At 44.1% G+C, this 22203-nt stretch carries 24 protein-coding genes; 21 read left to right on the top strand and 3 right to left on the bottom strand.

From position 1 onward, the window contains the following. Positions 1–29 precede the first annotated feature (29 nt). The 9 genes from atpG (at position 30) to QWY22_RS15460 (ending at position 7854) form a co-directional block, all read left to right on the top strand. Positions 30–884, top strand: a complete 855-nt coding sequence (gene atpG / locus QWY22_RS15500; protein WP_036809811.1) for an ATP synthase F1 subunit gamma — start codon at positions 30–32, stop codon at positions 882–884. 215 nt (positions 885–1099) lie between these two features. Continuing rightward, the gene (atpD, locus tag QWY22_RS15495) at positions 1100–2515 is read left to right on the top strand and encodes a F0F1 ATP synthase subunit beta (RefSeq protein WP_300981730.1); all 1416 of its coding nucleotides are present in this window, start codon (positions 1100–1102) and stop codon (positions 2513–2515) included. A gap of 24 nt (positions 2516–2539) precedes the next feature. Continuing rightward, positions 2540–2944 carry a F0F1 ATP synthase subunit epsilon gene (locus QWY22_RS15490; protein WP_300981729.1) on the top strand — a complete coding sequence of 135 codons (405 nt, stop codon included), beginning with the start codon at positions 2540–2542 and terminating at the stop codon, positions 2942–2944. A 199-nt stretch (positions 2945–3143) separates the two neighbouring features. Next, positions 3144–3377, top strand: a complete 234-nt coding sequence (locus QWY22_RS15485) for a DUF1146 family protein (protein ID WP_036809815.1) — start codon at positions 3144–3146, stop codon at positions 3375–3377. A 501-nt stretch (positions 3378–3878) separates the two neighbouring features. Further along, positions 3879–5171: a UDP-N-acetylglucosamine 1-carboxyvinyltransferase gene (murA, locus tag QWY22_RS15480; RefSeq protein ID WP_300981728.1), complete on the top strand. Its 1293-nt coding sequence runs from the start codon at positions 3879–3881 to the stop codon at positions 5169–5171. A gap of 228 nt (positions 5172–5399) precedes the next feature. Continuing rightward, the gene (locus QWY22_RS15475) at positions 5400–6455 is read left to right on the top strand and encodes a rod shape-determining protein (protein WP_300981727.1); all 1056 of its coding nucleotides are present in this window, start codon (positions 5400–5402) and stop codon (positions 6453–6455) included. A gap of 153 nt (positions 6456–6608) precedes the next feature. Continuing rightward, positions 6609–6875, top strand: a complete 267-nt coding sequence (locus QWY22_RS15470; RefSeq protein WP_300981726.1) for a DNA-directed RNA polymerase subunit beta — start codon at positions 6609–6611, stop codon at positions 6873–6875. Positions 6876–6909: 34 nt separating this feature from the next. After that, positions 6910–7347, top strand: a complete 438-nt coding sequence (fabZ, locus tag QWY22_RS15465) for a 3-hydroxyacyl-ACP dehydratase FabZ (protein WP_300981725.1) — start codon at positions 6910–6912, stop codon at positions 7345–7347. Positions 7348–7455: 108 nt separating this feature from the next. Then, on the top strand, positions 7456–7854 hold the full coding sequence (locus tag QWY22_RS15460) for a hypothetical protein (RefSeq protein ID WP_300981724.1): 399 nt from the start codon (positions 7456–7458) through the stop codon (positions 7852–7854). 43 nt (positions 7855–7897) lie between these two features. Here QWY22_RS15460 and QWY22_RS15455 read toward each other — a convergent pair whose 3' ends face one another. After that, positions 7898–8335 (bottom strand): YwpF family protein, encoded by a 438-nt coding sequence (locus QWY22_RS15455; RefSeq protein WP_300981723.1) that lies wholly within the window; start codon positions 8333–8335, stop codon positions 7898–7900. 281 nt (positions 8336–8616) lie between these two features. Between QWY22_RS15455 and QWY22_RS15450 the strand changes: the two genes are divergently transcribed. Beyond that, complete coding sequence (locus tag QWY22_RS15450; RefSeq protein WP_300981722.1) at positions 8617–9027, top strand: single-stranded DNA-binding protein; 411 nt, start codon at positions 8617–8619, stop codon at positions 9025–9027. Positions 9028–9053: 26 nt separating this feature from the next. Beyond that, positions 9054–9212 (top strand): hypothetical protein, encoded by a 159-nt coding sequence (locus tag QWY22_RS15445; RefSeq protein WP_175557112.1) that lies wholly within the window; start codon positions 9054–9056, stop codon positions 9210–9212. A 39-nt stretch (positions 9213–9251) separates the two neighbouring features. Here the strand turns inward: QWY22_RS15445 and QWY22_RS15440 are convergent, their stop codons facing one another. Beyond that, positions 9252–11972 (bottom strand): DEAD/DEAH box helicase, encoded by a 2721-nt coding sequence (locus tag QWY22_RS15440; protein ID WP_300981721.1) that lies wholly within the window; start codon positions 11970–11972, stop codon positions 9252–9254. Beyond that, positions 11969–13501, bottom strand: coding sequence for a hypothetical protein (locus tag QWY22_RS15435; protein ID WP_300981720.1), 1533 nt, complete (start codon positions 13499–13501; stop codon positions 11969–11971). Before QWY22_RS15435 ends, QWY22_RS15440 begins: the two co-directional genes overlap by 4 nt. 164 nt (positions 13502–13665) lie before the next feature. Here QWY22_RS15435 and QWY22_RS15430 point away from each other — a divergent pair, with 164 nt between their 5' ends. From QWY22_RS15430 to QWY22_RS15385, 10 genes are all read left to right on the top strand, one after another. Further along, positions 13666–13890 (top strand): hypothetical protein, encoded by a 225-nt coding sequence (locus QWY22_RS15430; RefSeq protein ID WP_300981719.1) that lies wholly within the window; start codon positions 13666–13668, stop codon positions 13888–13890. A gap of 161 nt (positions 13891–14051) precedes the next feature. Further along, complete coding sequence (locus QWY22_RS15425; protein WP_300981718.1) at positions 14052–14423, top strand: hypothetical protein; 372 nt, start codon at positions 14052–14054, stop codon at positions 14421–14423. 90 nt (positions 14424–14513) lie between these two features. Further along, a complete protein-coding gene (locus QWY22_RS15420; RefSeq protein ID WP_036809838.1) occupies positions 14514–14978 on the top strand; it encodes a hypothetical protein in 465 nt (154 codons plus the stop codon). Between the two features lie 592 nt (positions 14979–15570). Next, complete coding sequence (locus tag QWY22_RS15415) at positions 15571–16494, top strand: S66 peptidase family protein (protein WP_300981717.1); 924 nt, start codon at positions 15571–15573, stop codon at positions 16492–16494. Positions 16495–16638: 144 nt separating this feature from the next. Then, positions 16639–16860, top strand: coding sequence for a DUF2187 family protein (locus QWY22_RS15410; protein ID WP_036809843.1), 222 nt, complete (start codon positions 16639–16641; stop codon positions 16858–16860). Positions 16861–17108: 248 nt separating this feature from the next. Further along, positions 17109–17816 (top strand): hypothetical protein, encoded by a 708-nt coding sequence (locus QWY22_RS15405; protein WP_300981716.1) that lies wholly within the window; start codon positions 17109–17111, stop codon positions 17814–17816. Next, positions 17813–19111, top strand: a complete 1299-nt coding sequence (locus tag QWY22_RS15400; RefSeq protein WP_300981715.1) for an efflux RND transporter periplasmic adaptor subunit — start codon at positions 17813–17815, stop codon at positions 19109–19111. The genes QWY22_RS15405 and QWY22_RS15400 overlap by 4 nt, the downstream gene beginning before the upstream one ends. Before the next feature lie 185 nt (positions 19112–19296). Next, on the top strand, positions 19297–19566 hold the full coding sequence (locus QWY22_RS15395) for a YhdT family protein (protein ID WP_176294043.1): 270 nt from the start codon (positions 19297–19299) through the stop codon (positions 19564–19566). Beyond that, positions 19563–21023, top strand: a complete 1461-nt coding sequence (panF, locus tag QWY22_RS15390; protein WP_300981714.1) for a sodium/pantothenate symporter — start codon at positions 19563–19565, stop codon at positions 21021–21023. Before QWY22_RS15395 ends, panF begins: the two co-directional genes overlap by 4 nt. A gap of 79 nt (positions 21024–21102) precedes the next feature. Further along, positions 21103–22017, top strand: a complete 915-nt coding sequence (locus QWY22_RS15385) for a DMT family transporter (RefSeq protein WP_300981713.1) — start codon at positions 21103–21105, stop codon at positions 22015–22017. The last annotated feature ends 186 nt before the right edge of the window (positions 22018–22203 follow it).

The raw sequence follows: 22203 nt of genomic DNA, 5'->3' as shown, positions 1-22203 counted from the left end.
AGAAAAAATAATAAGGTGGTGAAATACCAGTGGCATCTTTACGCGACATAAAAAACCGAATTACGTCAACCAAGAAAACAAGCCAGATCACGCGGGCCATGCAGATGGTTTCTGCATCTAAGCTGAACCGTGCAGAAGTGAATGCGAAAGCATTCGTTCCCTACATGGATAAAATTCAGGACGTCGTCGCTTCTATTGCACAAGGTTCAACTGAAACCCACCCAATGATGACGACACGCCCTGTAGCAAAAACAGCTTACCTCGTGATTACATCGGATCGCGGTTTAGTCGGCGGATACAACAGTAATATTCTTCGTACAGTAATGGCGAGAATCCGCCAGCGCCATACATCCAATGACGAGTTTGTCATCCTCAGCGTTGGTCGTAAAGGACGGGATTTCTTTGCCAAGCAGGGAATGACGATTCTTGAAAGTGCAATCGCACTGCCGGATCACCCGACATTTGCTGACATTAAAGAAATCACGCGCAAAGCTGTTGGTATGTTCTCAGACGGTACGTATGACGAAGTTTATATGTACTACAATCACTTTGTCTCAGCTATTCAGCAAGAAGTTACTGAAAAGAAAGTTTTGCCATTAACGGATATCCAAGCGACTGGAGCAACTGCTTCTTACGAGTTTGACCCATCAGCTGAAGCCATTTTAGAAGTGCTTCTTCCGCAATATGCAGAAAGCTTGATTTTCGGTGCTGTTCTTGACGGCAAGGCAAGTGAACACGCTGCGTCCATGACCGCAATGAAAAGCGCAACCGACAATGCGAGCGAGTTGATCGATGGATTGACACTTTCATATAACCGGGCTCGCCAAGCTGCGATTACTCAGGAAATCACTGAAATCGTCGGCGGAGCAGCTGCATTAGAATAGAAAAGCGCAGGTGCCTATCCAGCTCCGAAAGGCTTAAGGCAGATCACGCAGGAAATCCTGATTTCCGTAGTGGGCTGACTTAAGACCCCGAGGAGCTAGGCACCGAAGCTAGACATAAAAATTTAAAGTTCAGCCAAGCTCCTGCCCTCAAAGCGGGAGCCATGCTGTCCGTTATTGCGAAATATAGTAAAAACAGTAAGACAGGAGGGAACAGCATGAACACAGGACACGTACTTCAAGTTATGGGTCCGGTTGTAGACGTTAAGTTTGCCAATGGCCAGCTTCCAGAAATCTACAACGCCCTAACTGTATTCATTAATCGTCCAGGCCAGCAACAAGTGAAATTGACACTTGAAGTGGCTCTACACCTTGGTGACGATTCCGTTCGTACAATTGCAATGGAATCCACTGACGGTTTGCAACGCGGTTCAGAAGTAACCGACTTAGGCAGCGCTATCACTGTTCCAGTTGGAGACGTTACACTCGGCCGTGTATTTAACGTACTTGGAGAAGTAATCGATTTAGGTGAAGAAATCCCGTTGACTGAAAAGCGCAACCCGATTCACCGTGCAGCTCCAACGTTTGAACACCTTTCCACAGAAGTTGAAATTCTTGAAACAGGTATCAAAGTAGTTGACTTGCTTGCCCCTTACATCAAAGGTGGTAAAATCGGTCTCTTCGGTGGTGCCGGTGTAGGGAAAACCGTTCTGATCCAGGAATTGATCAACAACATCGCTCAAGAACACGGTGGTTTATCTGTATTCGCTGGTGTTGGGGAACGTACACGTGAAGGAAATGACTTATTCCACGAGATGAGCGATTCCGGCGTTATCAAGAAAACTTCAATGGTCTTCGGCCAAATGAACGAGCCGCCTGGCGCACGTATGCGTGTAGCTTTGACTGGTTTGACAATGGCTGAATACTTCCGTGACGAGCAAGGTGCAGACGTGCTATTGTTCATCGACAATATCTTCCGCTTCACGCAAGCCGGTTCAGAAGTATCCGCGTTGCTTGGCCGTATGCCATCTGCTGTTGGTTACCAGCCGACACTTGCTACTGAAATGGGACAATTGCAGGAACGTATCACAACTACAAGCACAGGTTCAGTAACTTCGATCCAAGCGATCTATGTACCAGCCGATGACTATACGGATCCGGCTCCGGCTACAACTTTCGCTCACTTGGATGCAACTACGAACCTTGAGCGTAAACTTTCTGAAATGGGTATTTACCCTGCGGTGGATCCTCTTGCTTCGACTTCACGTGCATTGTCGCCTGAAATCGTTGGAGAAGAGCATTATTCAATTTCCCGTCAAGTTCAGGAAACGCTTCAGCGTTACCGCGAACTTCAAGATATCATTGCAATCCTGGGTATGGATGAGTTGAGCGACGAGGACAAGCTAACGGTTAACCGTGCGCGCCGCGTTCAAAACTTCCTATCACAAAACTTCCACGTTGCTGAACAGTTCACGGGCCAAAAAGGTTCGTATGTTCCAGTAGCGGAAACAATCAAAGGATTCAAAGAGATTCTTGCTGGTAAATACGACCACTTGCCGGAAGATGCTTTCCGTCTAGTAGGACGTATCGAAGATGTAATTGAAAAAGCTAAAAGCATGGGCGTAGAAGTCTAAAACAAGGGACCAGGAGGGAAAAAAATGAAGACCATTACAGTCAATATTGTCACTCCCGACGGCCCGGTATACGATTCAGAAGTTTCTATGGTAATAGCAGTTACAGCGACAGGTGAGATGGGAATCTTGCCTGGCCATATTCCGACAGTGGCTCCTCTTGGAATCGGCGCAGTCCGATTAAAGAAAGAAGCCTCGACGGAATTGGCTGCTGTAAGTGGCGGATTCTTAGAAGTTCGTCCTGATAAAGTAACAATTCTTGCCCAATCAGCAGAGCTTGCGACAGACATCGATTTGTCGCGTGCACAAGAATCTGCCAGACGTGCAGAAGCGATGCTTCAGGCGAACAAAGATGAAGTAGACTATCAGCGAGCAGAATTAGCGTTAAGACGTGCAAAGAATCGTATCAACGTTTATGAGGGTAACGTTTAAAGAAAAGCGCAAGCGCCCGTTTAGCTCTGAAGGGCATAAGACCTGGCGAAGCGGCGTTCTTTGCCGCACAGTCAGAGTGGCTTATGACCCGAAGAGCTGGGCGCTGGAGCTAGACACTAAATGTAAAACTTTAAAGAGCGGGCAGAAGGGCAGTTGACTTTTGTCCGCTCTTTTTACTTTATTTAGAGGAGGAACTTGTATGGAAGCAATGATCGGACAAACAGCTTTAATCTCGATAATAAGCCATATTTTCTTCACCGGAGTTGCATTTTATGCCTTGCGCGCCGTAATGTTCGAGAAATGGATTCGCAAACAGCATGTTCTGCAAGCCCAGATATTATATATTTTCCTAAGCATTGCTATTGGAACAGCAGTCTCTACTTTCTTCTTGAATATTTCTTCATGGTCTAGACAATTGCCTTATTTATTTTGATTTGCTCTTTTGCCATGAAGGCGATATTCGTCCATATGGCAAAAGAGCAAATTTTTTATGTTTTGATTCTGTTCATAAATTGTGAAAAACTAGATAAGCTGCAGAAATTTGCTCGTGCAATAAGCAAGACTTTGAACCTATTATATGAAAATAAAGTTCATTCCTTTCTCTTATTTCCCGGGAAATAAATTGGTAAATCCATGTTTACGCAAGAATAAAAAGGGAAAAACAAGCTTGTAATCCAAATGTAATATATAATGATACATACAACCAGACAGGTCTTATGTACTTTAAATATAGGACCTACGGACATAAAATGTGAAGTTCTTTCGAAAGATATAACAGGAAAAAGAATTAAAAGGAGAAATGATGGCATAAATACTTGTTATATTAGTATAAAACAGGTATTATAGAAAAGGTTTTGTTTCTAATTTATGACATTGGACTTTAAATTTTGCAAATACATATAGATGAATACTTAAATAGATGGAGGGCATATCAGTGGATCAGATTATTGTAAGAGGCGGCCAAAAATTAAAAGGGAAAGTTCGTGTAGAAGGGGCCAAGAATGCGGTATTACCCGTTCTTGCCGGATCACTTCTAGCATCAAGCGGCAAAAGCATTATTAAAGAAGTACCTAACTTGGCGGATGTGTATACGATTCAAGAAGTACTTAAAAGTTTAAATGCTACGGTTGAATACTTCCCGGAAAAAAATGAAATGGTGATTGATTCATCACAGACTTTATCAAGCGAAGCGCAGTTTGAATACGTTAGAAAAATGCGCGCATCGATTTTGGTAATGGGGCCGTTGCTTGCACGTAATGGATTCGCTCGTGTTGCTTTGCCAGGTGGATGTGCGATTGGCTCACGTCCGATTGAATTGCATTTAAAAGGTTTTGAAGCAATGGGTGCTCAAATCACATTCGGCAATGGATTTGTGGAAGCGGCTGTTAATGGCCGTCTGCGCGGCGCGAAAATCTATTTGGATTTTCCAAGTGTCGGAGCAACGGAAAACATCATGACAGCAGCAGCGCTTGCTGAAGGCGTAACCGTGATCGAGAATGCAGCAAAAGAACCGGAGATTGTTGATTTGGCTAACTACATTAATGAAATGGGCGGCCGTGTCATTGGTGCAGGGACAGATACATTGCGCATTGAAGGCGTTAAAGAATTGAACGGTGCAGAGCATTACATCATTCCGGACCGTGTAGAAGCTGGGACGTTTATGGTAGCAGCAGCTATAACAGAAGGAGATGTCATCATTGAAAACGCAGTTCCTGAACATATGTCTGCGTTGATTTCCAAAATGGGTGAGATGGGCGTCGATATCCAGGAGACTGAAGAAGGCCTTCGCATCCGTGCGACACGTCCGCTTCGTTCAATCGATATCAAGACAATGCCGCATCCTGGATTCCCTACAGACATGCAGTCTCAGATGATGACATTGATGCTGATGGCAAAAGGCAATGGGATTTTGACGGAAACCGTATTTGAAAATCGCTTTATGCATGTTGAAGAATTTCGTCGCATGAACGCGTCCGTTAAAATTGAAGGGCGCTCAGTGATCATGGAAGGCCCTTCTAAGCTTCAGGGCGCAGAAGTGGCAGCAACTGACCTAAGAGCAGCAGCAGCATTGATTCTGGCTGGTTTAGTAGCTGAAGGTGTGACACGAGTCAATAAGCTTTACCATTTGGATCGCGGATATGTAAATTTCCATAAGAAATTAGCTGCTTTAGGTGCTGATATCGAACGAGTGAGTGCTGCAGAAGTGAAAGAAGAACAAATGGCCTAATTTTAATTATTACTAGTCTGTCAGCTGTAGCTGGCAGACTTTTTAATTTAGTTAAAGTATAAGAATGATTTATGGTATATAAAAATTAACTAATACAAAAACTCTTATGTACCTGTGGGCATTAGGTAGTGGACATTCTTTTTCTTTTGCTACTATGCTAAAATATTCAGTTAAGAGAGTCTTTTAAAATTAGGATATTTTTGTGTTAGCCAGGTAGGGGGTAAATACATGTTTTCAAAAGACATCGGCATTGATCTTGGTACAGCAAATGTTCTCATCCACGTGAAAGGCCAAGGGATTGTTTTAAATGAGCCGTCAGTAGTAGTAATTGATCGTAATAGTAATAAAGTTCTTGCAGTAGGAAAAGAAGCAAGGAAAATGGTAGGGCGCACCCCTTCAAATATTGATGTGATTCGTCCGTTAAAAGATGGTGTCATTGCAGATTTCGACGTTACAGAAATTATGCTTAAATATTTTTTAGATCGCCTCAAAGTAAAAGGATTTATGACAAAGCCACGCATCTTGATTTGTTGTCCAACGAATATCACGAGCGTCGAAAAAGAAGCAATTCGTGAAGTAGCTGAAAAATCTGGTGCTAGAAAAGTTTTTATTGAAGAAGAACCAAAAGTGGCGGCAATTGGCGCAGGGATGGATATTTATCGTCCCTTTGCTAATATGATAGTCGATATTGGGGGAGGAACATCTGATATCGCAATTTTGTCGCTTGGTGACATTGTTAAAAGTGAATCGATTAAAGTAGCTGGTGATATTTTTGATCGTGAAATTTTCCAGTACATCAAGCGCCAGCATAAGATAGTCATTGGAGAGCAGACAGCAGAAAATATTAAATTTCAAATTGGTTCTGTAGCTGCAACTGATTATAATAAAGATATGGAAGTGCGAGGGCGTGATATGGCTACTGGTCTCCCGCGTACAATCAATATTCGAACGGAAGAGATTAAAATGGCTTTGAATGGTCCGGTCCAGATGATTATCCAGGCTGCTAGGACTGTATTAGAAGCAACACCTCCAGAACTTTCTTCTGACCTTATGGAAAAAGGTGCAGTTCTCACAGGTGGCGGTGCTATGCTTCACGGAATGGATGATTTACTTGCAGATCATTTAGGAATTCCAATAACAATTGCAGAGAAGCCAATGAGTACAGTTGTACTAGGCACAGGTATTCTTCTAGACAATATGGATAAACTATCTGCTTATAAAAAAGGGCTTTTTAAAAGTTTTCATTTGTCTTTTGGTGCTTCAAAAAAAATCACCACTTACTGAATGATTGCTTATCATAAGAAATAGCATATATTGTCGAAGAGATTTTTAGTATAATGACAAATAAAGTAGATGGATTTTAGTCGAAAAAGTGATGGTTTTTAAAATGAATGTTCAGTATAATTCGAGCTATGCATGGAAAGGTTGACTGAAAGAATGGTTGATACAAAAAAGAAATTTAATTTTCGGCAACAAACAAAGAGGGAAACTACTCAAAAAGCAGAACCCAAAAAGCGTGGGTGGGTACAGATTCGACTGTTTCCTATTTGGCTAAGAATTATTCTTGTGATCGTAATGATTGCTTTGGCTGCAGTTTTGGGCGTAATGGTTGGTTATGGAATTATCGGAGATGGCAAGCCATCTGATGCACTGAAATGGGAAACTTGGCAACACATAATAGATATTATGAGTGGGAAAAAGTAGCGAAAGCTATATTTAATATTAGGAGTTGAAAATCATGTTAACAGTTGAACAGATTCAAGCGATATTACCACACCGTTACCCATTTTTAATGGTGGACCGGATTTTAGAAATGGAAGCAGGAAAAAAAGCGGTTGGTTTAAAAAATGTGACAGCAAATGAAGATTTCTTTAATGGTCACTTTCCAGGATATCCAGTTATGCCAGGAGTATTAATTGTAGAAGCGCTTGCTCAAGTAGGAGCGGCGGCCGTTTTACAGATGGAAGCCAACAAAGGCAGGCTGGCATTTTTCACCGGCATTGATAACTGTCGTTTCAAACGGCAAGTGGTACCAGGGGATCAATTGCGATTGGAAGTAGAATTAACAAGACTTCGCGGTTCGATGGGAAAAGGGCATGCAATTGCAACAGTAGATGGAGAACTTGTCTGTGAATGTGATATTCTTTTTGCTTTAGGGCCGATTTCAGCAAAATAATAGTAAAATTGAAAAATATATCTTATTCATGTAGACTAAGCAGTAAATACATAGAAGAGGGTAAAAGTGGTTATCACTACTTTTTCTTTTAAAAGCAGGAGGAATAGAATGTATAAAACATTGCCAGTTGGTGTTAAAAGTAGTATAACAAGGTCTATTACAAAAATGTTTGAGAAATATATGTCAGACATTGAATGGAAAGAAGACCTTTTTAAGTTAGAAGATTTCGTTAAGGTCTGGCAGGACTATATCAATTCTAATGCACAATGGAACGAAAAAGTTCCTTTAGAAGTTAAAGTTAGCCCTCTGTTTCATGAAGAAGTAGCAAGTAAAATGAACCAAGTGATCAATAAAGTGTTAACTGAAGTACCTTCTGAAGAGCAAGTTTCCCGAATCGAATCCATGCAACAATCAATTGGTACAAATTATGATTATTCTTGTAAGGCAGAAGCAACTTATATTGAAAAGAAATTAGAGAATATGAGTGTGCAAAAAAAAGAAGAGTAAGATAAAAACGGACCTGCGTAAATTCGCAGGTCCGTTTTTTGAATTATGATTTGGCTTCATCTTTCCGCAGTGCCGGCCTTGTCCGCATATCCTGTTCAAAGCGTTCCAGCAGTTGATCTCCTTCAAATCCATCTTCAAGAAGTTCGGACAATAAAGTTTCCGCATATTCTCGGCGAGCCCGTTTTAAAGTTCCTTTCATCAACACGGAAATCTGATCGCCAATTACTTTGACGCCGTAGATGGCCACTTCAAAAGGAGCAGGTTCGTTCTCCGGGTAGGAAATGACTACTTTCACATCGTATATGTCACCGGTATTCATCATCTTGTGAAAAGTTTCCTGATAGTCGAGATCCATCAGCATCTCAAGCACCCAGGAACGGTGGCTATTTTCCTGGTTGATGATGATGCCGTCTTGCATCGGATAATTAATCACTTCTTGATCGTCTACCACTCCAAATGACAGCATTTTAAATGTCTTCACGAAAGTCCCTCCAAACATCACTTTTTTTCAGTATATCACAGCCATTATTTTTGAGCTGACCTGCAAAAAAAAATCAGCAATTATGCGAAAATTGATATTCAGCAAGAGGCGGCAAAAGGCAGAAAATCCATTGAATATGATAAATAATCAGCAAAAAAAAATTTGCGGCCCGATCAAAAATTAAATTTTAAAAGCCCAAAAGGGGCAAAAATTATTTTTGGCATTTTGCGCAATATTCACTTTACTTAGTATGCTGTTGATATTCCAAAGGAGGTGAGTAGATGAACCAGGTCGGAATTGTCGGACGATTAACGAAAGATCCAGCCATGCGTGTAATGAATGAAGGCCGAATACATACTTCATTCATTGTTGCGGTATCCCGGAATTACAAAAATCAGAAAGGGGAGGTAGAAACAGATTTTGTACTGTGTTCAACGTGGGGCAGGCCGGCCCATAATGTGTCCAAGTATTGCACGAAAGGCTCGCTGGTAGCGGTCACGGGAAGGCTGCACTCCCGGCATTACGACAAAGAAGACGGAACGCGCGTTTATGTCACGGAAGTTGTAGGCGATCAAATCCGTTTTCTCGATAAACGAAAAGGAAAAGAAGAATCCGCCCACAAGCAGCCGGAGCCCGAGTCTGAAGCAGACTTTGACTTTCAGCCGCCTGGGACGGATGGAGTGAACGTTTAAACATCAAACAAAGGAGGCACTTAGTCATGCCGAAAGACGCGCAATTGCAATTGGAAGTGCATATGGAGCAACTGATTAAAATGACCGCTCAGCTGCATCGGCGACTGGCAGAGGCGGAGCGGGAACTAAGTGAATTAAAAGAGATCTTCCGTTCCGTCAAGCAGGGTGACGGCTTTTCCGTCTAAATGGGAATCCGGCCAGGTGGGGGCCTGGCCGGATTATTATTAATTGAATGAAAACAGCTCTTTCAATTCGTTGTCGGAGAGCTCAGTCATCCATTGGCTTGATTGGATAAATTCTTCAGACATCGATTGCTTTTGAGTCAGCAGGGAATCGATTTTTTCTTCAATGGTACCAATCGTTACAAACTTATGGACATGGACAAATTGGGTCTGCCCAATGCGGTAAGCCCGGTCCGTCGCCTGGTTTTCAACAGCGGGATTCCACCATCGGTCCGCATGCAAGACATGGGTAGCCGCGGTCAAATTTAGGCCGGTGCCGCCGGCTTTCAGCGATAGGATGAAAACCGGGAATTTGCCTTCCTGGAAAGCAGCCACCAGCGAATCTCGCTGATTTTTTGGCATGCTCCCCGTCAAAAATGGCACTTCGTGGCCATACAGCTCATTTATAGCTTGCTGCAGCAAGTGGCCCATGCCAATATACTGCGTGAATATCAAACACTGTTCCCCGCGCTCTGCAATTTCCCCGGCGAGAGTCACTATGCGCTCCAGCTTCTGAGATCTCGGCAGTATTTCTTCAGCCGAACTGTAAGGTTCTTTTAAATACAGTGCAGGATGGTTGCATAACTGCTTTAATTTGCTCAGCATTTTCAGCACCAGCCCTTTTTTCTCGAAGCCTGTGAGCGTCTCCATTTTCTGCACCGTATCCTGTACCAGCCCCTCGTAAAGGGCCGCCTGTTCCGGCGTTAATGGACAATATTCCAGCTGCTCCTGTTTTTCCGGCAAATTCAGCTGGAGATCCGGATCTTTCTTCGTCCGGCGGAGCAAGAACGGCTGGATGCGCTTGCGCAGCTTTTCTTTATGTTCTTCGGAATCATCCCGCTCAATCGGAATCATGAAGTTTTCCTGGAATTGCTTGATGCGGTACAAATAACCTTTGTTAATAAAATCAAAAATCGACCATAACTCCGACAACCGGTTTTCAATTGGTGTCCCAGTCAACGCAATGTGGTGGTCGCCTTTGAATTTACGGATGGTACGGGATTGTTTCGTGTACATGTTCTTGATGTTTTGCGCTTCATCAAGTGTGATGCTGGTCCAGTGGATCGCCTGCATTTCTTCTGCGTCGGACGAAGCAATGCCGTATGTTGATAGCACAACATCCGGCTTTTCTTCCGCCAAAAATTTTGCAAAGTCACCGGCTTTTGGACGATTTGTTCCGTAATGCGCCACCACGTTCAAGTTCGGAGCAAAGCGTTCCAATTCTTTCTGCCAGTTTCCAAGTACGGAAGTTGGACAGATGATCAAGGACGGCTGCTCCGGGTTTTTTCCGTGGACATGCAGCAGGTAAGCGATCAGCTGCACCGTTTTTCCAAGGCCCATATCATCTGCCAGGCACAGGCCGAATCCTTCCTGCCGCATAAACACAAGATAGTCGAAGCCCGTTTTTTGGTATGGCCGGAGCTCGGTAAGCAAGGCCGGCGGAATTGGTGTTTCCGGCAAATCACGTTTATCGAGCAGCTTATCGAGAAGTGTCCGAAGTGAGCGGTTCAACTGGAATTCAACGAGCGGATCTTCTTCATCGACCGTATCATCGAGCATGATTTCCGGTACGTTCTGGAACAGCATGTCTTTGATGGTCCAGTCTGCGTCATCGGCTTCTTCAATCATTTTCCGCAACTGCATCAGCAAGTTTGAATCCACGCGCACCCATTCGTTGCCGATGCGGATAAATTCCTTGTTTTCTGAAACAAGTTCCTGAAAATCCTTCATGCTGAGTTCGTGGCCGTTCAACGAAAACTGCCAATCAAAACGCACAATCTGGTCAAGGCCGACGACCGAAGCTTTTTTGACAGGGGAGTGGATATTGGCCCGCACACGGATTTTGGATTCCTGGACAGCTTTCAGCCAGGAAGGAATGGATACTTCAACGCCGAATGCCTGGAGAATTTCCGCATCATTGCGCAGAAATTCCAGCACTTGGGCGTCTGTCCATTCTGCATGGTAAAGCCGGCTTTCGTCATAGCCTTCAACAGAGGGGCATAAACTAAGCAGCAATTGTTGCTGCTGGGTAATTTCCTCGAAATGGGGACGCCATTTTTCAGGCAGCACTTTATCGATCGGCTCGTCCATGCGCCGTTTTGAAGGAGACCAGTAAACAGTCCCACGTTTCGAGCGGAGCACCACTTTAAATGACCAGAACGCATCGGTATCCGGTTCGCTCAGCTGGGCAGCCAAGACATAATCATCAGAAGCCCGCAGCCCTTCCCAGCCGGCTTGCTGGACGAAATGCTGAATATAAGGCAATTGAGCGGGAGCCAAGCCTTTTTGCTTTAACTGCTGTTGGATGGTATCGCTAAGGAACGCCTGGATTTCAGGATCGCCAAAAGTCGGGGCAATCACGATGTCCTCGCCGTCTACTGACACATGGTTCCATAAATCCGGATCGTTCAAGGAGTCCGACACTCTTCCAGCCAGATTCAGCCAAGCTTCGTCTTCGGTGCGCTGCCCTTGGAACGATACGTAATGATGGGGTTCCCGCTGAAACAAACGGACAAAATCCGCGGGTGTCAGAAGCAGGTCCAAGCCATCGGCCCGTGCCGTCAGGCCGTAGAAGCTTTCTTTATCAAGAAAATACAAATAAGATTTCCAAATTTCGGGAGGGATACGGTTTCCGGCTTCGTTGATTGCTTGGATGCGAAACTCGTCGGACCGGTTTATCTTAAGGAAATAGGTGCGGCTTCCTTCTGTTTGAAACTGATTCATAAAAGATTTCCTTTCTCGATCTCTTCCTGGAGTGCGCGCAGTCGTTTGTTTTGAGTACGGATTTCCGTCATATACGCTTTCCAGAACTCCATTTGACCGCTTTTTTTGCAGGCTGCTTTCATTCTTTTCCAGATCCGGACCGCTTGTTTATAGCTGGGCCGGCTGCGTTCTTCCAAATAATCCATCGCATAGCGGTGGAAAAGCGGCAAAACATAATCCGGAGCAGCTTCCTGAACGGCCTTTAAGCCGCATTCTTCCGCAAAGTACAGCGGAGAATTGTGGAGGTGATGCAGTTCAGCCCATTGTTTATATAATTGTTTTTCGATTAAATACGTTGAATAAGCCGGAAGTCCGTAATGGCCGAATTGCTTGAACAAATCTTCCCAATCGGCTTCGTTCAAGTGGATTTGTGAGAAAAGGCGGCTCAGTACACGCACGTACTGATGGCGGTATTGGGTATATAACCCTTCAAACAAGAAGGTTCTGACATGGGGCTTAACCGCCATTAGAATAGCCGTTAATCCCTGAGAGTGCTCGTTTTCTTCTGCCAAAACAGCGAGCTGCACCCAATCCGGCGTTTCATCCGGCGCAATTTTTTTCACGGTGACGTCGTCTTCCAATAAGATGGCGAAGAAAGCTTCAAGGCGGCTGTCAGGGCGGTCAAAAACGCCGATTTCGTCAAGCCGCAATTTATTCGTAGTAAACAGGTTGGTCCAAAACAGACGATAAACCGAAAAGCGCTGCGAAAACGATCCGTCTCTTACTTGGATAAATGAACGGACCAGCCCCCGCAAATGTTTTAAGAAATCGTCTGCTTCAAAGGTGCGGTGTTGTACGCGCAATTGTTCTAACAAATCACGGAGTGTATGCATTTCATCGTCAAACCAGGTCTTGAAAAAGGAATGGTGCACTTCTTCAGTGCCGGCGATATAGGTCTCCCATACTTCCATCAAGGAAATCAAATGGGCATAAGTCCGATAAAAAACTTTCCATTCGCGTTCCAGAGGGACAAACGACAAAGCGTTTTTCAAACGCCCTTCGTACATTTGTTCAAAATAAAAATAATTGCGGGTCGTGTAATCCGGAATCGGCTCACGCCACGCATTGCGGATCAGCCCTGTCCACTGTTCCGGCGACCGTTTGCCTGTTAATGCCGCAACTGGATCGGAAGGGCGCGATCGCCATTTTGCCACCCATTCGGATAAGGATCCGATTTTTTGGTAAAGGGCAAAGATGACTGCCAGCTTGTGGCGGCACATTTCGTCTTGCGGGCAAGCGCAGGCAGTGGTCATTTTATCAAAATTCAAAAGTACTTTAACGGTATGAGCATCCTTGACGATTGCTTCAAGCAGAAGCCGCTCTTCGTTGAACGACAAAATTTGAACACCGTCATGGCGCACTAAAAAGACTGCTTTTCGAACCATTTCCTCATCCTGCTCACGCGATGGAATGAGTGATTTTTCGACAGCAGCCATATAATTGTGAATCGTATCATCGAATCGTTTTGCCAGGGATTGAACCGTAGCCATATGCATCGCTCCAAAATAAAAACTTTCCTTCTATTATACGCCTCGCGGACGTTGAAAGAAAGTTAATCGTGAACTTTCAGCCGATATCTGAATTTCAGCCAGCCGATTTCTTTGGTGCTTTTTCTTGCATACAGCTTCCTGATCCTCTTTAGGCAAGGATGGCTATGCAACGAATCAATACCGGAACCATTCGGTATGCAGCAACTTCGGGATTGAAAAATATTGTTATGAGTCTTGCCGTTTGCTTGCTTGTTCCGGCTGCAGAGCCGAATGGCAAATGTTTGGATGAAAGAAATATAGATCCGGAACAGGAAAAGCCGACTGGATTTCGGCAGCCGGTCAACAGTGATAATGGTTTTGCCTTTATCCCATTTCAAAGTTACAGCTGATTGGAAATTCAGTCTTTCTTTCACTTCACGTAAAAAAGTAAGCAAGCCGAGTGGCAAGACTGATTCAGCTGTAATGAAAAATAATACTATTATATTGGGATAAAAATGGTACAATAACACTATAATGGACCCACAAGGGGTAAAGGATAGGGGATAAGAAGTTGATGGATGTTTATGTTTTGGAAATTCCTGATTTAGGGTATGTAATAAGTCAAGATTCGATTGGGCAATGGGAAATTTTTCTGCGGCATACAGGCCAAGGCTTCCAAAAAATCCAGTGGCAAGTCACTTCATCCGCAAGTGGTTTTATGCTTCGAAATATGGTTCAAACAGGCGGCCCTGTTGAGTCGGTATACATTGATTTGGCGGCGAACCGTATCGTCTTTAAAAAAGGCGAAATGGAAGACCAGGAGTTTCAGCAGTTTTTGCGTTCTCTGCTGGATGCCTTTTTTATTCGTGTCCGCCAAGACCAGATGCATTTTGTCGTTTCGCCGAATTATTTGGTCCGCGAAGATTTCAGCATCAAAGAATAATCCCTGTGCTTTTTCGTATCCGAAATAACAGATTTATGCTATACTAAATATAGTAAGAATATTCTATCTTTTTGCAAAGGGGGGAGTGTCATGCTGCACGTTAAATTGATGAAGCCTTTTTATACAAAGAAAGAAGATCATCTCGTTCGATTTGTTTTCGCCTATCAATATTTCTCGATTTTAAAAGACGATGAACTGTTTCATTTTATTCCGGTAGAAGGCAAAGAGATAGTTGTCAATTTAAACACATTCCAGGTAGAAAATCTATCTGAAGTGTTTGTCTTCCAAAAAGGCAATCGGTTTATTCGGCTGCCTTTGTATCAGCTGCTGCTAGTGTCTGATATCCATATGCACTTACAAGCAATTTTGCAGGAAGAAAGAGAAGGATTGCTTGAAGTGAACGATCAGGCAAAGCAGGAAGCGGAAGAAGCGATTCAATTCCTGGAACAGGAAAACTTCAACCGGATGATCGACCATGCTTTAACTTTGCATGATGAAGCGATGTTCAACGACTTGCTGAGACAACAAAAACAACAACTTAATGGAGGTTTGTAACGTGAAACCAGCCCTAGGATAAAACGTCTGCCCGAATCATTTAAGAGCAGGCGTTTTTGTATGCCCAAAAAATGAATAAAAGCCCTTTTTCCAGTTTATCGGAAAAGGGCTTTTAATATACGCCGATCTGCATAAGTCACCTCTTACATTAATGTGAAGAAATTTAGGGCTACCATTAAGATGGTTGAACCGGCCATGCCAATTGCAAGATCTTCCCACTCTAGTTCCAGCACTTTATCAAAATTCATCTTGATCCACTCCTCTAGGTTATTATGGGGATAAAAGAAGATCTCGCCCGGTAAGTTACAGAGGTTAAGCTAACCGATTTATAACTTGTTTTTATTATAGAGAGATATCAAATGATTATCATGAACCAAAATGACTAAAAATTCTAAATTTATAGTTTCATTTTCAAAAATCCATCCCATCCTCGGTATAAAGCCGATGGAAGGATAGGTGGCTATACCGCTGACGTTTTACTTTTTCGGGATAAACGGTATGCTTGGATAAAGAAAGTGTTCCAATCTGCAGGGAAGAACCGGGATGCGGATTGTGGTTTTAAAGACATTAATGGAAATAGGAGTGGATGGATATGCGGACTTTACCAAGACGATTGAAAAAAGGCGATACAGTGGGAATCATTTCACCTTCAAGCCCACCGAATTTGGAAAACATGAAAAAAGCACTGCCGTTTTTGGAAAGCCTTGGCTTGAACATAAAAATGGGTAAATCGGTGGAAGCAAAGAATGGCCATTTGGCAGGTACAGACGATGAGCGGCTGGCTGATTTGCATGCTATGTTCGAAGACCCCGAAGTTGCGGGCATCATCTGCGCAGGCGGAGGATACGGGGCAGCGCGCTATACAGATCGAATCGATTTTCAGATGATCAAAGAAAACCCGAAAATATTCTGGGGCTATTCGGATATCACCTTTTTACATACAGCTATTGGAGAGTACGCAGAGCTGGCAACGTTCCACGGGCCGATGCTTGCTTCAGACGTGGGCAAAGAAACGTTCCATGAGCGCAGCGCCCGGATGTTTGGACAATTGTTTGGGCCGTTCGAATTGTTTTATTCCGAAGAAATTTCGCCGCTTACTGCATTGACGAGCGGAATAGCCCAAGGCGAGCTGGTCGGCGGAAATCTGTCGCTGATCCGGAGCGGCATCGGAACGAAATTTGAACTGGATGTAAAAGGCAAAATCCTGTTGATTGAAGATATTGATGAAGAGCCGTATCAAGTCGATGAGCTGCTGAACCATCTGAAGATGGCCCGGAAGTTTGATGAAGTGGCCGGCATTGTAATCGGCGATTTCAAAAATGCCGAAGCGAAAAACAAAGAGCGGTCGCTCACATTGGACGAAGTGCTGGATGATTATTTTAAAGACTTGAAAGTGCCAGTCGTCAAAGGATTTAAAATCGGCCATTGCGAACCGCATTTTTCCGTCCCGCTTGGTGTACCGGCGCGGCTTGACGCAGATGCCAAGACGCTGACGATCTTGCCGGGCGTCGAGTGAACGAAAGAGAAAACTGCTGTAAGCAATAAAAGCAATTGAGCTGATATTTTTCTTTGAAAGCTGTCAGCTTAACAGATGAAATACCGCCTTATTTATGCTATAATGAATAGATATTGTTTCTACTAAAGAGAGGCGAGGATAAATATGGCATTTCAACCGCATGAAAAAGAAGTATCCGAATTCGTAGCAGCTCGCAGAATTGGTGAATGGATCTCTTTCACCCGCAATGGCGTGGAAGTCAACGGAACTATCTATAAAATTATGGACAACTCGGTGATTGTTGAAATTTCACCTGAAGATGCAAAAGAAATTGGTGCAGCATCCAACATGACCGTAATTTCACATAAGAAATACAAAATCGTTTAAGTTTGATAAACCTCCGCAGAAATGTGGGGGTTTTTCGTTGGTTTTTAAATTTATAAACATAATTGGCGATTAAGCTTCCACCAGGTTATTTATACCTTTTTCTCTTTGAAATATATACAATTTGTGTGTCTTTAGGCTTAAAGAAGGAGAAATTGAAAATTGTGGTATCTTAACCGTTTCAAAGCACCGTTTTTTTTGGTAAAGTAAAGTTAGCAGAACCATCATTGCGCCGAAAGGAATCACATAGCATGACATTTGACTTTAAATTCTGGCGTTATTTTGCCCGCCAAGGAGATCTAATACATAATTTGCAAGAAAATACGATGCGGAAATTTAATCAGCGCCTCTTCTGGATTTTTGCACTTGGAGTGCTTCTTTTTGCGCTCCGTGAAATTTGGGGAATGAATACGAGGTCGTTAACTCCTTATTTAGCGGAAGAATTTTGGGATGAATACACTTTGGCTCGTTGGACATCTCTTGTAGGTACATTGCTGTGGGCAGGTTTTTATTTGGCTTTCCATTCCTATGGAGTTGCGTTTTTATTCAGCAAATTGACTAAGATGACTTTTCGGACAGCCTTGGTCATGCAGTCTTTTGTATTAGCCATTCTGTTAATTGAAAAAGCTCTTTTATTTTTCTTATTTGCTATAGCCGGATTTACAATGCCGGTTTCCTTGTTTTCATTTGGACCACTGGCTGCGACCTTTTTAGACCATTCAATTTTCAATCATACTTTTGTAACGTTTTTCTTTAATCAGTTGACGATTTTTACGGCATTAATCATCGCGATTCAATACCGTTTTACCCGTAGCTTCACTTCTTATTCACCAAGAGTAATTCTGTCATTGTTAATTTTACTACACATCCTTGTAGCATTAGTCATTGGCTTATTTAGCGCTTATGTTCCGATTGATGACATGCTTAGCGGCTTCACGAGAGGGGGCGCTTCTATATGAATAAATTCTTTTTCATTGGATTGTCTATTGCGATAACCGCCTTTATTGCCGCTAATGCCTTATTGATGTTTGGAGAAAAAAGCATTATTTCAAAAAATATTTATGTCAGCGAATACGAACGGGCTTATCCAAATACATATATAGAAAAGCTGCCGAAAGAAGCCGTCGCTGCTCCTCGAGATACGATGCAAATTTATGTTCAGGAAAGAGAAGCAATCGAACAGTGGGTAGTGAGTGAAGGCGATGTGGTTCAGGCAGGTTCTGAATTGGCCTTATTAAATGAAGTGGAATCACAGGAGCAACGAACACTTTGGGAATCGGAACAGCGAGCTTTGGAAGCGGAAAAAAGTGAAGTGCAGAACACACTTCGAGAACTGGAATCTGCGCAATCTAAACAAAGTGGTTCAGAATCTGAAAGTGCTTCAGACCGCTCTAGCGTTACAAATGAAGATGGCGATACAATTGAGTTTAATGTTGATCTGTCAGTTGGTGTAGAAGTACCGCAAGATGGTTCCTATGCTACTGGAATCGCACAAGCCAATCAACGTTTGGCCGCCATTGATTCTCAATTAGCGGTTATTGATGCACAATTGAGCCAAAGCCTATCGAACCCGGCACTGGTTAGCCCTGTAGAAGGCATTGTGGCTAAAGTAAATCGAGATTCAAACCCATTAAGTGTTGAAATTTATTCAACTGAAAAAACATTTATGACGTATGTGCTGGAAGATGAATGGCAAGACGTGGCTGCCCAAGACCGAGTTCTCATTCAGGCTGAAGGCTTAGAAGCAGCCGTTCCAGGTACCGTCTTAAGTGTATCCGAAATTCCTGCCGAAGATTCAAGATGGCTAAAAGCATATCGTGCATTGGATCCGAAAGAACAAGCCAATCCAATCGCTTTTTATGAAGTGCAGATCTTAGCAGATGAACCGATTACGGAGAATATACCATTTGGCAGCACAGCCAATGCAGAAATTACCATAAACGAAGCAGTTGATGCAGTAGCAATTCCACAACCATGGATATTTGACCGACAAGATACGAACGGGTCGACTTATGTATTAAATGAAGAAGGATACGGACCCGTTGCTCCAGTAACAATCAATTTCGACGTGAATGGTAAGGCTGTTTTATCTGATGGAGTTGGAGTAGGAGCGATCGTTCTAAAAGACGATTCACTAAGAGAATACAAATCAGCGCCAAAAGTCTTTATGCCTTTCCCGAGCGAACAACCCAATTATGAGTTTGCCAAAAACACTAATTGGCGCAAGTATATTGAATACTTATTGGCACGATAGCTATCCGAAAAGGAAACCCCGAAAGCAACAGCTTCCGGGGTTTTCCTATTGCCCAAAACCCAATTGTGAAAATGTGTGGGTGACAGGCACCGGTGCAATTGATACGATAATAGGATGAAAAGATAGGTGCAGTAAATTAGAGGCAGTATTGCCGTTAAAACTGATAACGAAACGGAGTGTTTGGGATGAAGGAAACAGATTGGCGGTTTAAAATCGCCAACCGCGAAGCATTGATTGGATTGGGCTTAGCGATTTTTAACTTTATTTGGTGGTTCGGCTTTGCCTATGGAATGGGGTCGCGCCCCGTTGAAGAATACACCTACATTTTCGGATTGCCGGATTGGTTTTTCTACAGCTGCGTCGTCGGCTTCCTGTTGATTGTGGTGCTTGTCATTGTCATTGTGAAGTTTTTCTTTGTGGAAGTGCCGTTTGAAGAGGAGGAAGATGAACGATGAATTTTGCAGTTATCATTCCGATGCTTGTTTTTCTAGCCATCATTTTTGCCATCGGCTATTGGTCAAGCACCAAATTGTCATCCAGTTCAAGCTTTATCAATGATTATTTCCTTGGCAGCCGTGAGCTCGGCGGCTTTGTGCTGGCGATGACGATGGTCGCCACTTACGGCAGCGCCTCGAGTTTCCTGGGGGGGCCTGGCACCGCCTATACGATGGGCTTCGGCTGGGTGCTGCTTGCCATGACACAAGTGGTCACCGGCTATTTTGTCCTGATGATTTTAGGGAAGAAATTCGCCATCATGGCGCGCCGCTATGATGCGATTACAATGATCGACTTTTTAAAAGCCCGCTACCAAAGCAATTGGGTGGTCATCCTGTCTGCCCTCAGCATCATCATCTTTTTGTTTTCCGCGATGGCGGCCCAGTGGATTGGCGGGGCTCGCCTTGTTGAATCACTGACCGGCTTGTCTTATAACACGGCTTTGTTCATCTTTGCCGTTTCTGTACTTGTCTATGTGACCATCGGCGGCTTCCGGGCGGTTGCGGTGACCGATGCGGTTCAGGGAGCAGTCATGTTTATCGGCACATTGATCCTATTGATTGCGGTCATCATTGCAGGCGGCGGCATTCCGAACATCATGAACGACTTGATCAATGAAAACCCGAATCTTGTGACGCCTTTTGGCGCGGATGGCAATTTAAGCATGGCGTATGTGTCGTCTTTCTGGATTCTGGTTGGTGTCGGAGTGGTCGGCTTGCCGCAGATTACGGTCCGGGCGATGTCTTATAAAAATTCCAAATCGATGCACCGGGCACTGATCATCGGCACGGTTGTGACCGGCTTTATCATGCTAAACATGCACATGATCGGCATTTTTGCCCGGCCGATCTTGCCAGGAATTGAAATTGGCGATAAAGTCATTCCGCTGATTGCGTTGGAAACCTTGCCGGCCTGGGCAGCAGGGATTGTCCTTGCCGCTCCGATGGCCGCCATCATGTCGACCGTCGATTCCTTGCTCATTCTCGTTTCTTCTACCATCGTAAAAGACGTGTATTTGAATTACATCAAACCCGACGCGGATTTGAAAGCCATCAAACGTATTTCGTTCGGCATCACAGGTGCCCTTGGCGTCATTGTGTTCCTGCTGGCACTTGATCCGCCGGAACTGCTGATTTTCCTGAATCTCTTCGCCTTTGGCGGTTTGGAAGCAGCGTTTATCTGGCCGGTCGTGCTCGGGCTTTACTGGAAATGGGGCAATAAATACGGGGCCATCGCTTCGATGATTGTCGGCATCAGCAGCTACGTAGCGCTGCATTTTTATAACATTGCCAACGGTGAATTGTTCGGTGTGCATACCGTCACGTTTCCGGTCGTGTTGTCATTGATCGCCTTTATTGTGTTCAGCTTGCTGATTGGCCGAAAAGCATACGACTATAATGTGAAAACGATCAAATAACGGGAAAGCCGTTTACTTTGCTGTTGATTCAGCGTAAAATAAGTGAATAATTCGGAACTCGAAAGAAGGCTTAATTGGATTGAATCAATGGAAAATCTATGCCATTTTAATTTTTGTCATGCTGATATGGGGGTTTAATCTACCTTCTGTAAAATACCTGGTTGAATTTGTGGATCCTATCACATTAACTGCTTTTCGCATTCTCACAGCCGCGGCGACAATTTTTGTGATTCTTGCCGGCATGAAACTGCTGCGGCTTCCGCGAAAAAACGAGTGGAAATTCATCTTGCTTGGAGCCTTGCTCAATGTGGTCGGACACCATTATTTCCTGTCGAGCGGACTCGCGCTTACTTCAGGAACGAATGCTGGATTGATTCTGGGAACTGGCCCGATGCTGACAGCTGTGCTGGTTTCGTTGATTCTGCGCAGCTACCCGTCTAAACTGCAATGGATTGGCGTGGTGATCGGCCTTGTCGGTGTATCTGCGACTGTCCTGGTAGGCGGCGGCGAGACGGCGGGGATGAACATCGGGGATGTTTTTGTCTTCCTGTCCATTCTGGTCCAAGTGCTTAGCTATATTGTCATTTCGAAAGCTGCCGGCTCCATGGACCCGCGCCTATTGACTGCGTATATGTTCATCATCGGCGCCGGTGTCTTGTTCATCATTTCACTAATTCAAGAACCGGGGGAAATTGCCGCTTTTGCGGAGGTTCCATCAACTTTCTGGGTAGCGTTCTTTTTTTCGGCTGTACTCGGGACGGCTGTCGGACATTTGCTTTACAATTATTCCATCGGACAGGCGGGGCCGACCAAAGCCGCTATTTTCATGAACTTGAATACTTTTTTCTCACTTGTAGGAGCAGCAGTCATTTTGGGCGAAGTGATCACGACCAATCACCTTTTCGGCTTGGTGCTGATTATCGTCGGTGTCCTGTTTGGATCCGGTGCAGCAGAAGACTTGTTGAAAAAACGGAGAAAGCGGCTCAGTTTATGAGCCGCTTAGCTTGTGAAAAAAAGAATTTTTACACATGATAGCTGAATAAATATCTGATTGAAAGGGAAATCCCAGATCCTCCGTTTCAGCCGGACGCGTTCCGCAGGCTCGCGCCGAACTAACTCGGAACTGGCGTCCCGAGTGGATTTCGGCACTTCGCTATCCCGCTGGAGTCGCCGGCTTCCA

This window comes from Planococcus liqunii, assembly GCF_030413595.1.
Classification (GTDB): Bacteria; Bacillota; Bacilli; order Bacillales_A; family Planococcaceae; genus Planococcus; species Planococcus liqunii.
This window is presented reverse-complemented; position numbering and strand designations above follow the sequence as displayed.

What these genes read in the sequence shown, in the direction of transcription:
- QWY22_RS15410 (WP_036809843.1), top strand. Translation starts at nt 16,639, where the DNA reads ATGGCATTTCAACCGCATGAAAAAGAAGTATCCGAATTCGTAGCAGCT.
- QWY22_RS15490 (WP_300981729.1), top strand. Translation starts at nt 2,540, where the DNA reads ATGAAGACCATTACAGTCAATATTGTCACTCCCGACGGCCCGGTATAC.
- panF (WP_300981714.1), top strand. Translation starts at nt 19,563, where the DNA reads ATGAATTTTGCAGTTATCATTCCGATGCTTGTTTTTCTAGCCATCATT.
- QWY22_RS15400 (WP_300981715.1), top strand. Translation starts at nt 17,813, where the DNA reads ATGAATAAATTCTTTTTCATTGGATTGTCTATTGCGATAACCGCCTTT.
- QWY22_RS15450 (WP_300981722.1), top strand. Translation starts at nt 8,617, where the DNA reads ATGAACCAGGTCGGAATTGTCGGACGATTAACGAAAGATCCAGCCATG.
- QWY22_RS15475 (WP_300981727.1), top strand. Translation starts at nt 5,400, where the DNA reads ATGTTTTCAAAAGACATCGGCATTGATCTTGGTACAGCAAATGTTCTC.
- QWY22_RS15420 (WP_036809838.1), top strand. Translation starts at nt 14,514, where the DNA reads ATGCTGCACGTTAAATTGATGAAGCCTTTTTATACAAAGAAAGAAGAT.
- atpD (WP_300981730.1), top strand. Translation starts at nt 1,100, where the DNA reads ATGAACACAGGACACGTACTTCAAGTTATGGGTCCGGTTGTAGACGTT.
- QWY22_RS15460 (WP_300981724.1), top strand. Translation starts at nt 7,456, where the DNA reads ATGTATAAAACATTGCCAGTTGGTGTTAAAAGTAGTATAACAAGGTCT.
- QWY22_RS15435 (WP_300981720.1), bottom strand. Translation starts at nt 13,501, where the DNA reads ATGGCTACGGTTCAATCCCTGGCAAAACGATTCGATGATACGATTCAC.
- QWY22_RS15440 (WP_300981721.1), bottom strand. Translation starts at nt 11,972, where the DNA reads ATGAATCAGTTTCAAACAGAAGGAAGCCGCACCTATTTCCTTAAGATA.
- QWY22_RS15445 (WP_175557112.1), top strand. Translation starts at nt 9,054, where the DNA reads ATGCCGAAAGACGCGCAATTGCAATTGGAAGTGCATATGGAGCAACTG.
- QWY22_RS15405 (WP_300981716.1), top strand. Translation starts at nt 17,109, where the DNA reads ATGACATTTGACTTTAAATTCTGGCGTTATTTTGCCCGCCAAGGAGAT.
- fabZ (WP_300981725.1), top strand. Translation starts at nt 6,910, where the DNA reads ATGTTAACAGTTGAACAGATTCAAGCGATATTACCACACCGTTACCCA.
- QWY22_RS15470 (WP_300981726.1), top strand. Translation starts at nt 6,609, where the DNA reads ATGGTTGATACAAAAAAGAAATTTAATTTTCGGCAACAAACAAAGAGG.
- QWY22_RS15415 (WP_300981717.1), top strand. Translation starts at nt 15,571, where the DNA reads ATGCGGACTTTACCAAGACGATTGAAAAAAGGCGATACAGTGGGAATC.
- QWY22_RS15430 (WP_300981719.1), top strand. Translation starts at nt 13,666, where the DNA reads ATGCAACGAATCAATACCGGAACCATTCGGTATGCAGCAACTTCGGGA.
- QWY22_RS15395 (WP_176294043.1), top strand. Translation starts at nt 19,297, where the DNA reads ATGAAGGAAACAGATTGGCGGTTTAAAATCGCCAACCGCGAAGCATTG.
- QWY22_RS15485 (WP_036809815.1), top strand. Translation starts at nt 3,144, where the DNA reads ATGGAAGCAATGATCGGACAAACAGCTTTAATCTCGATAATAAGCCAT.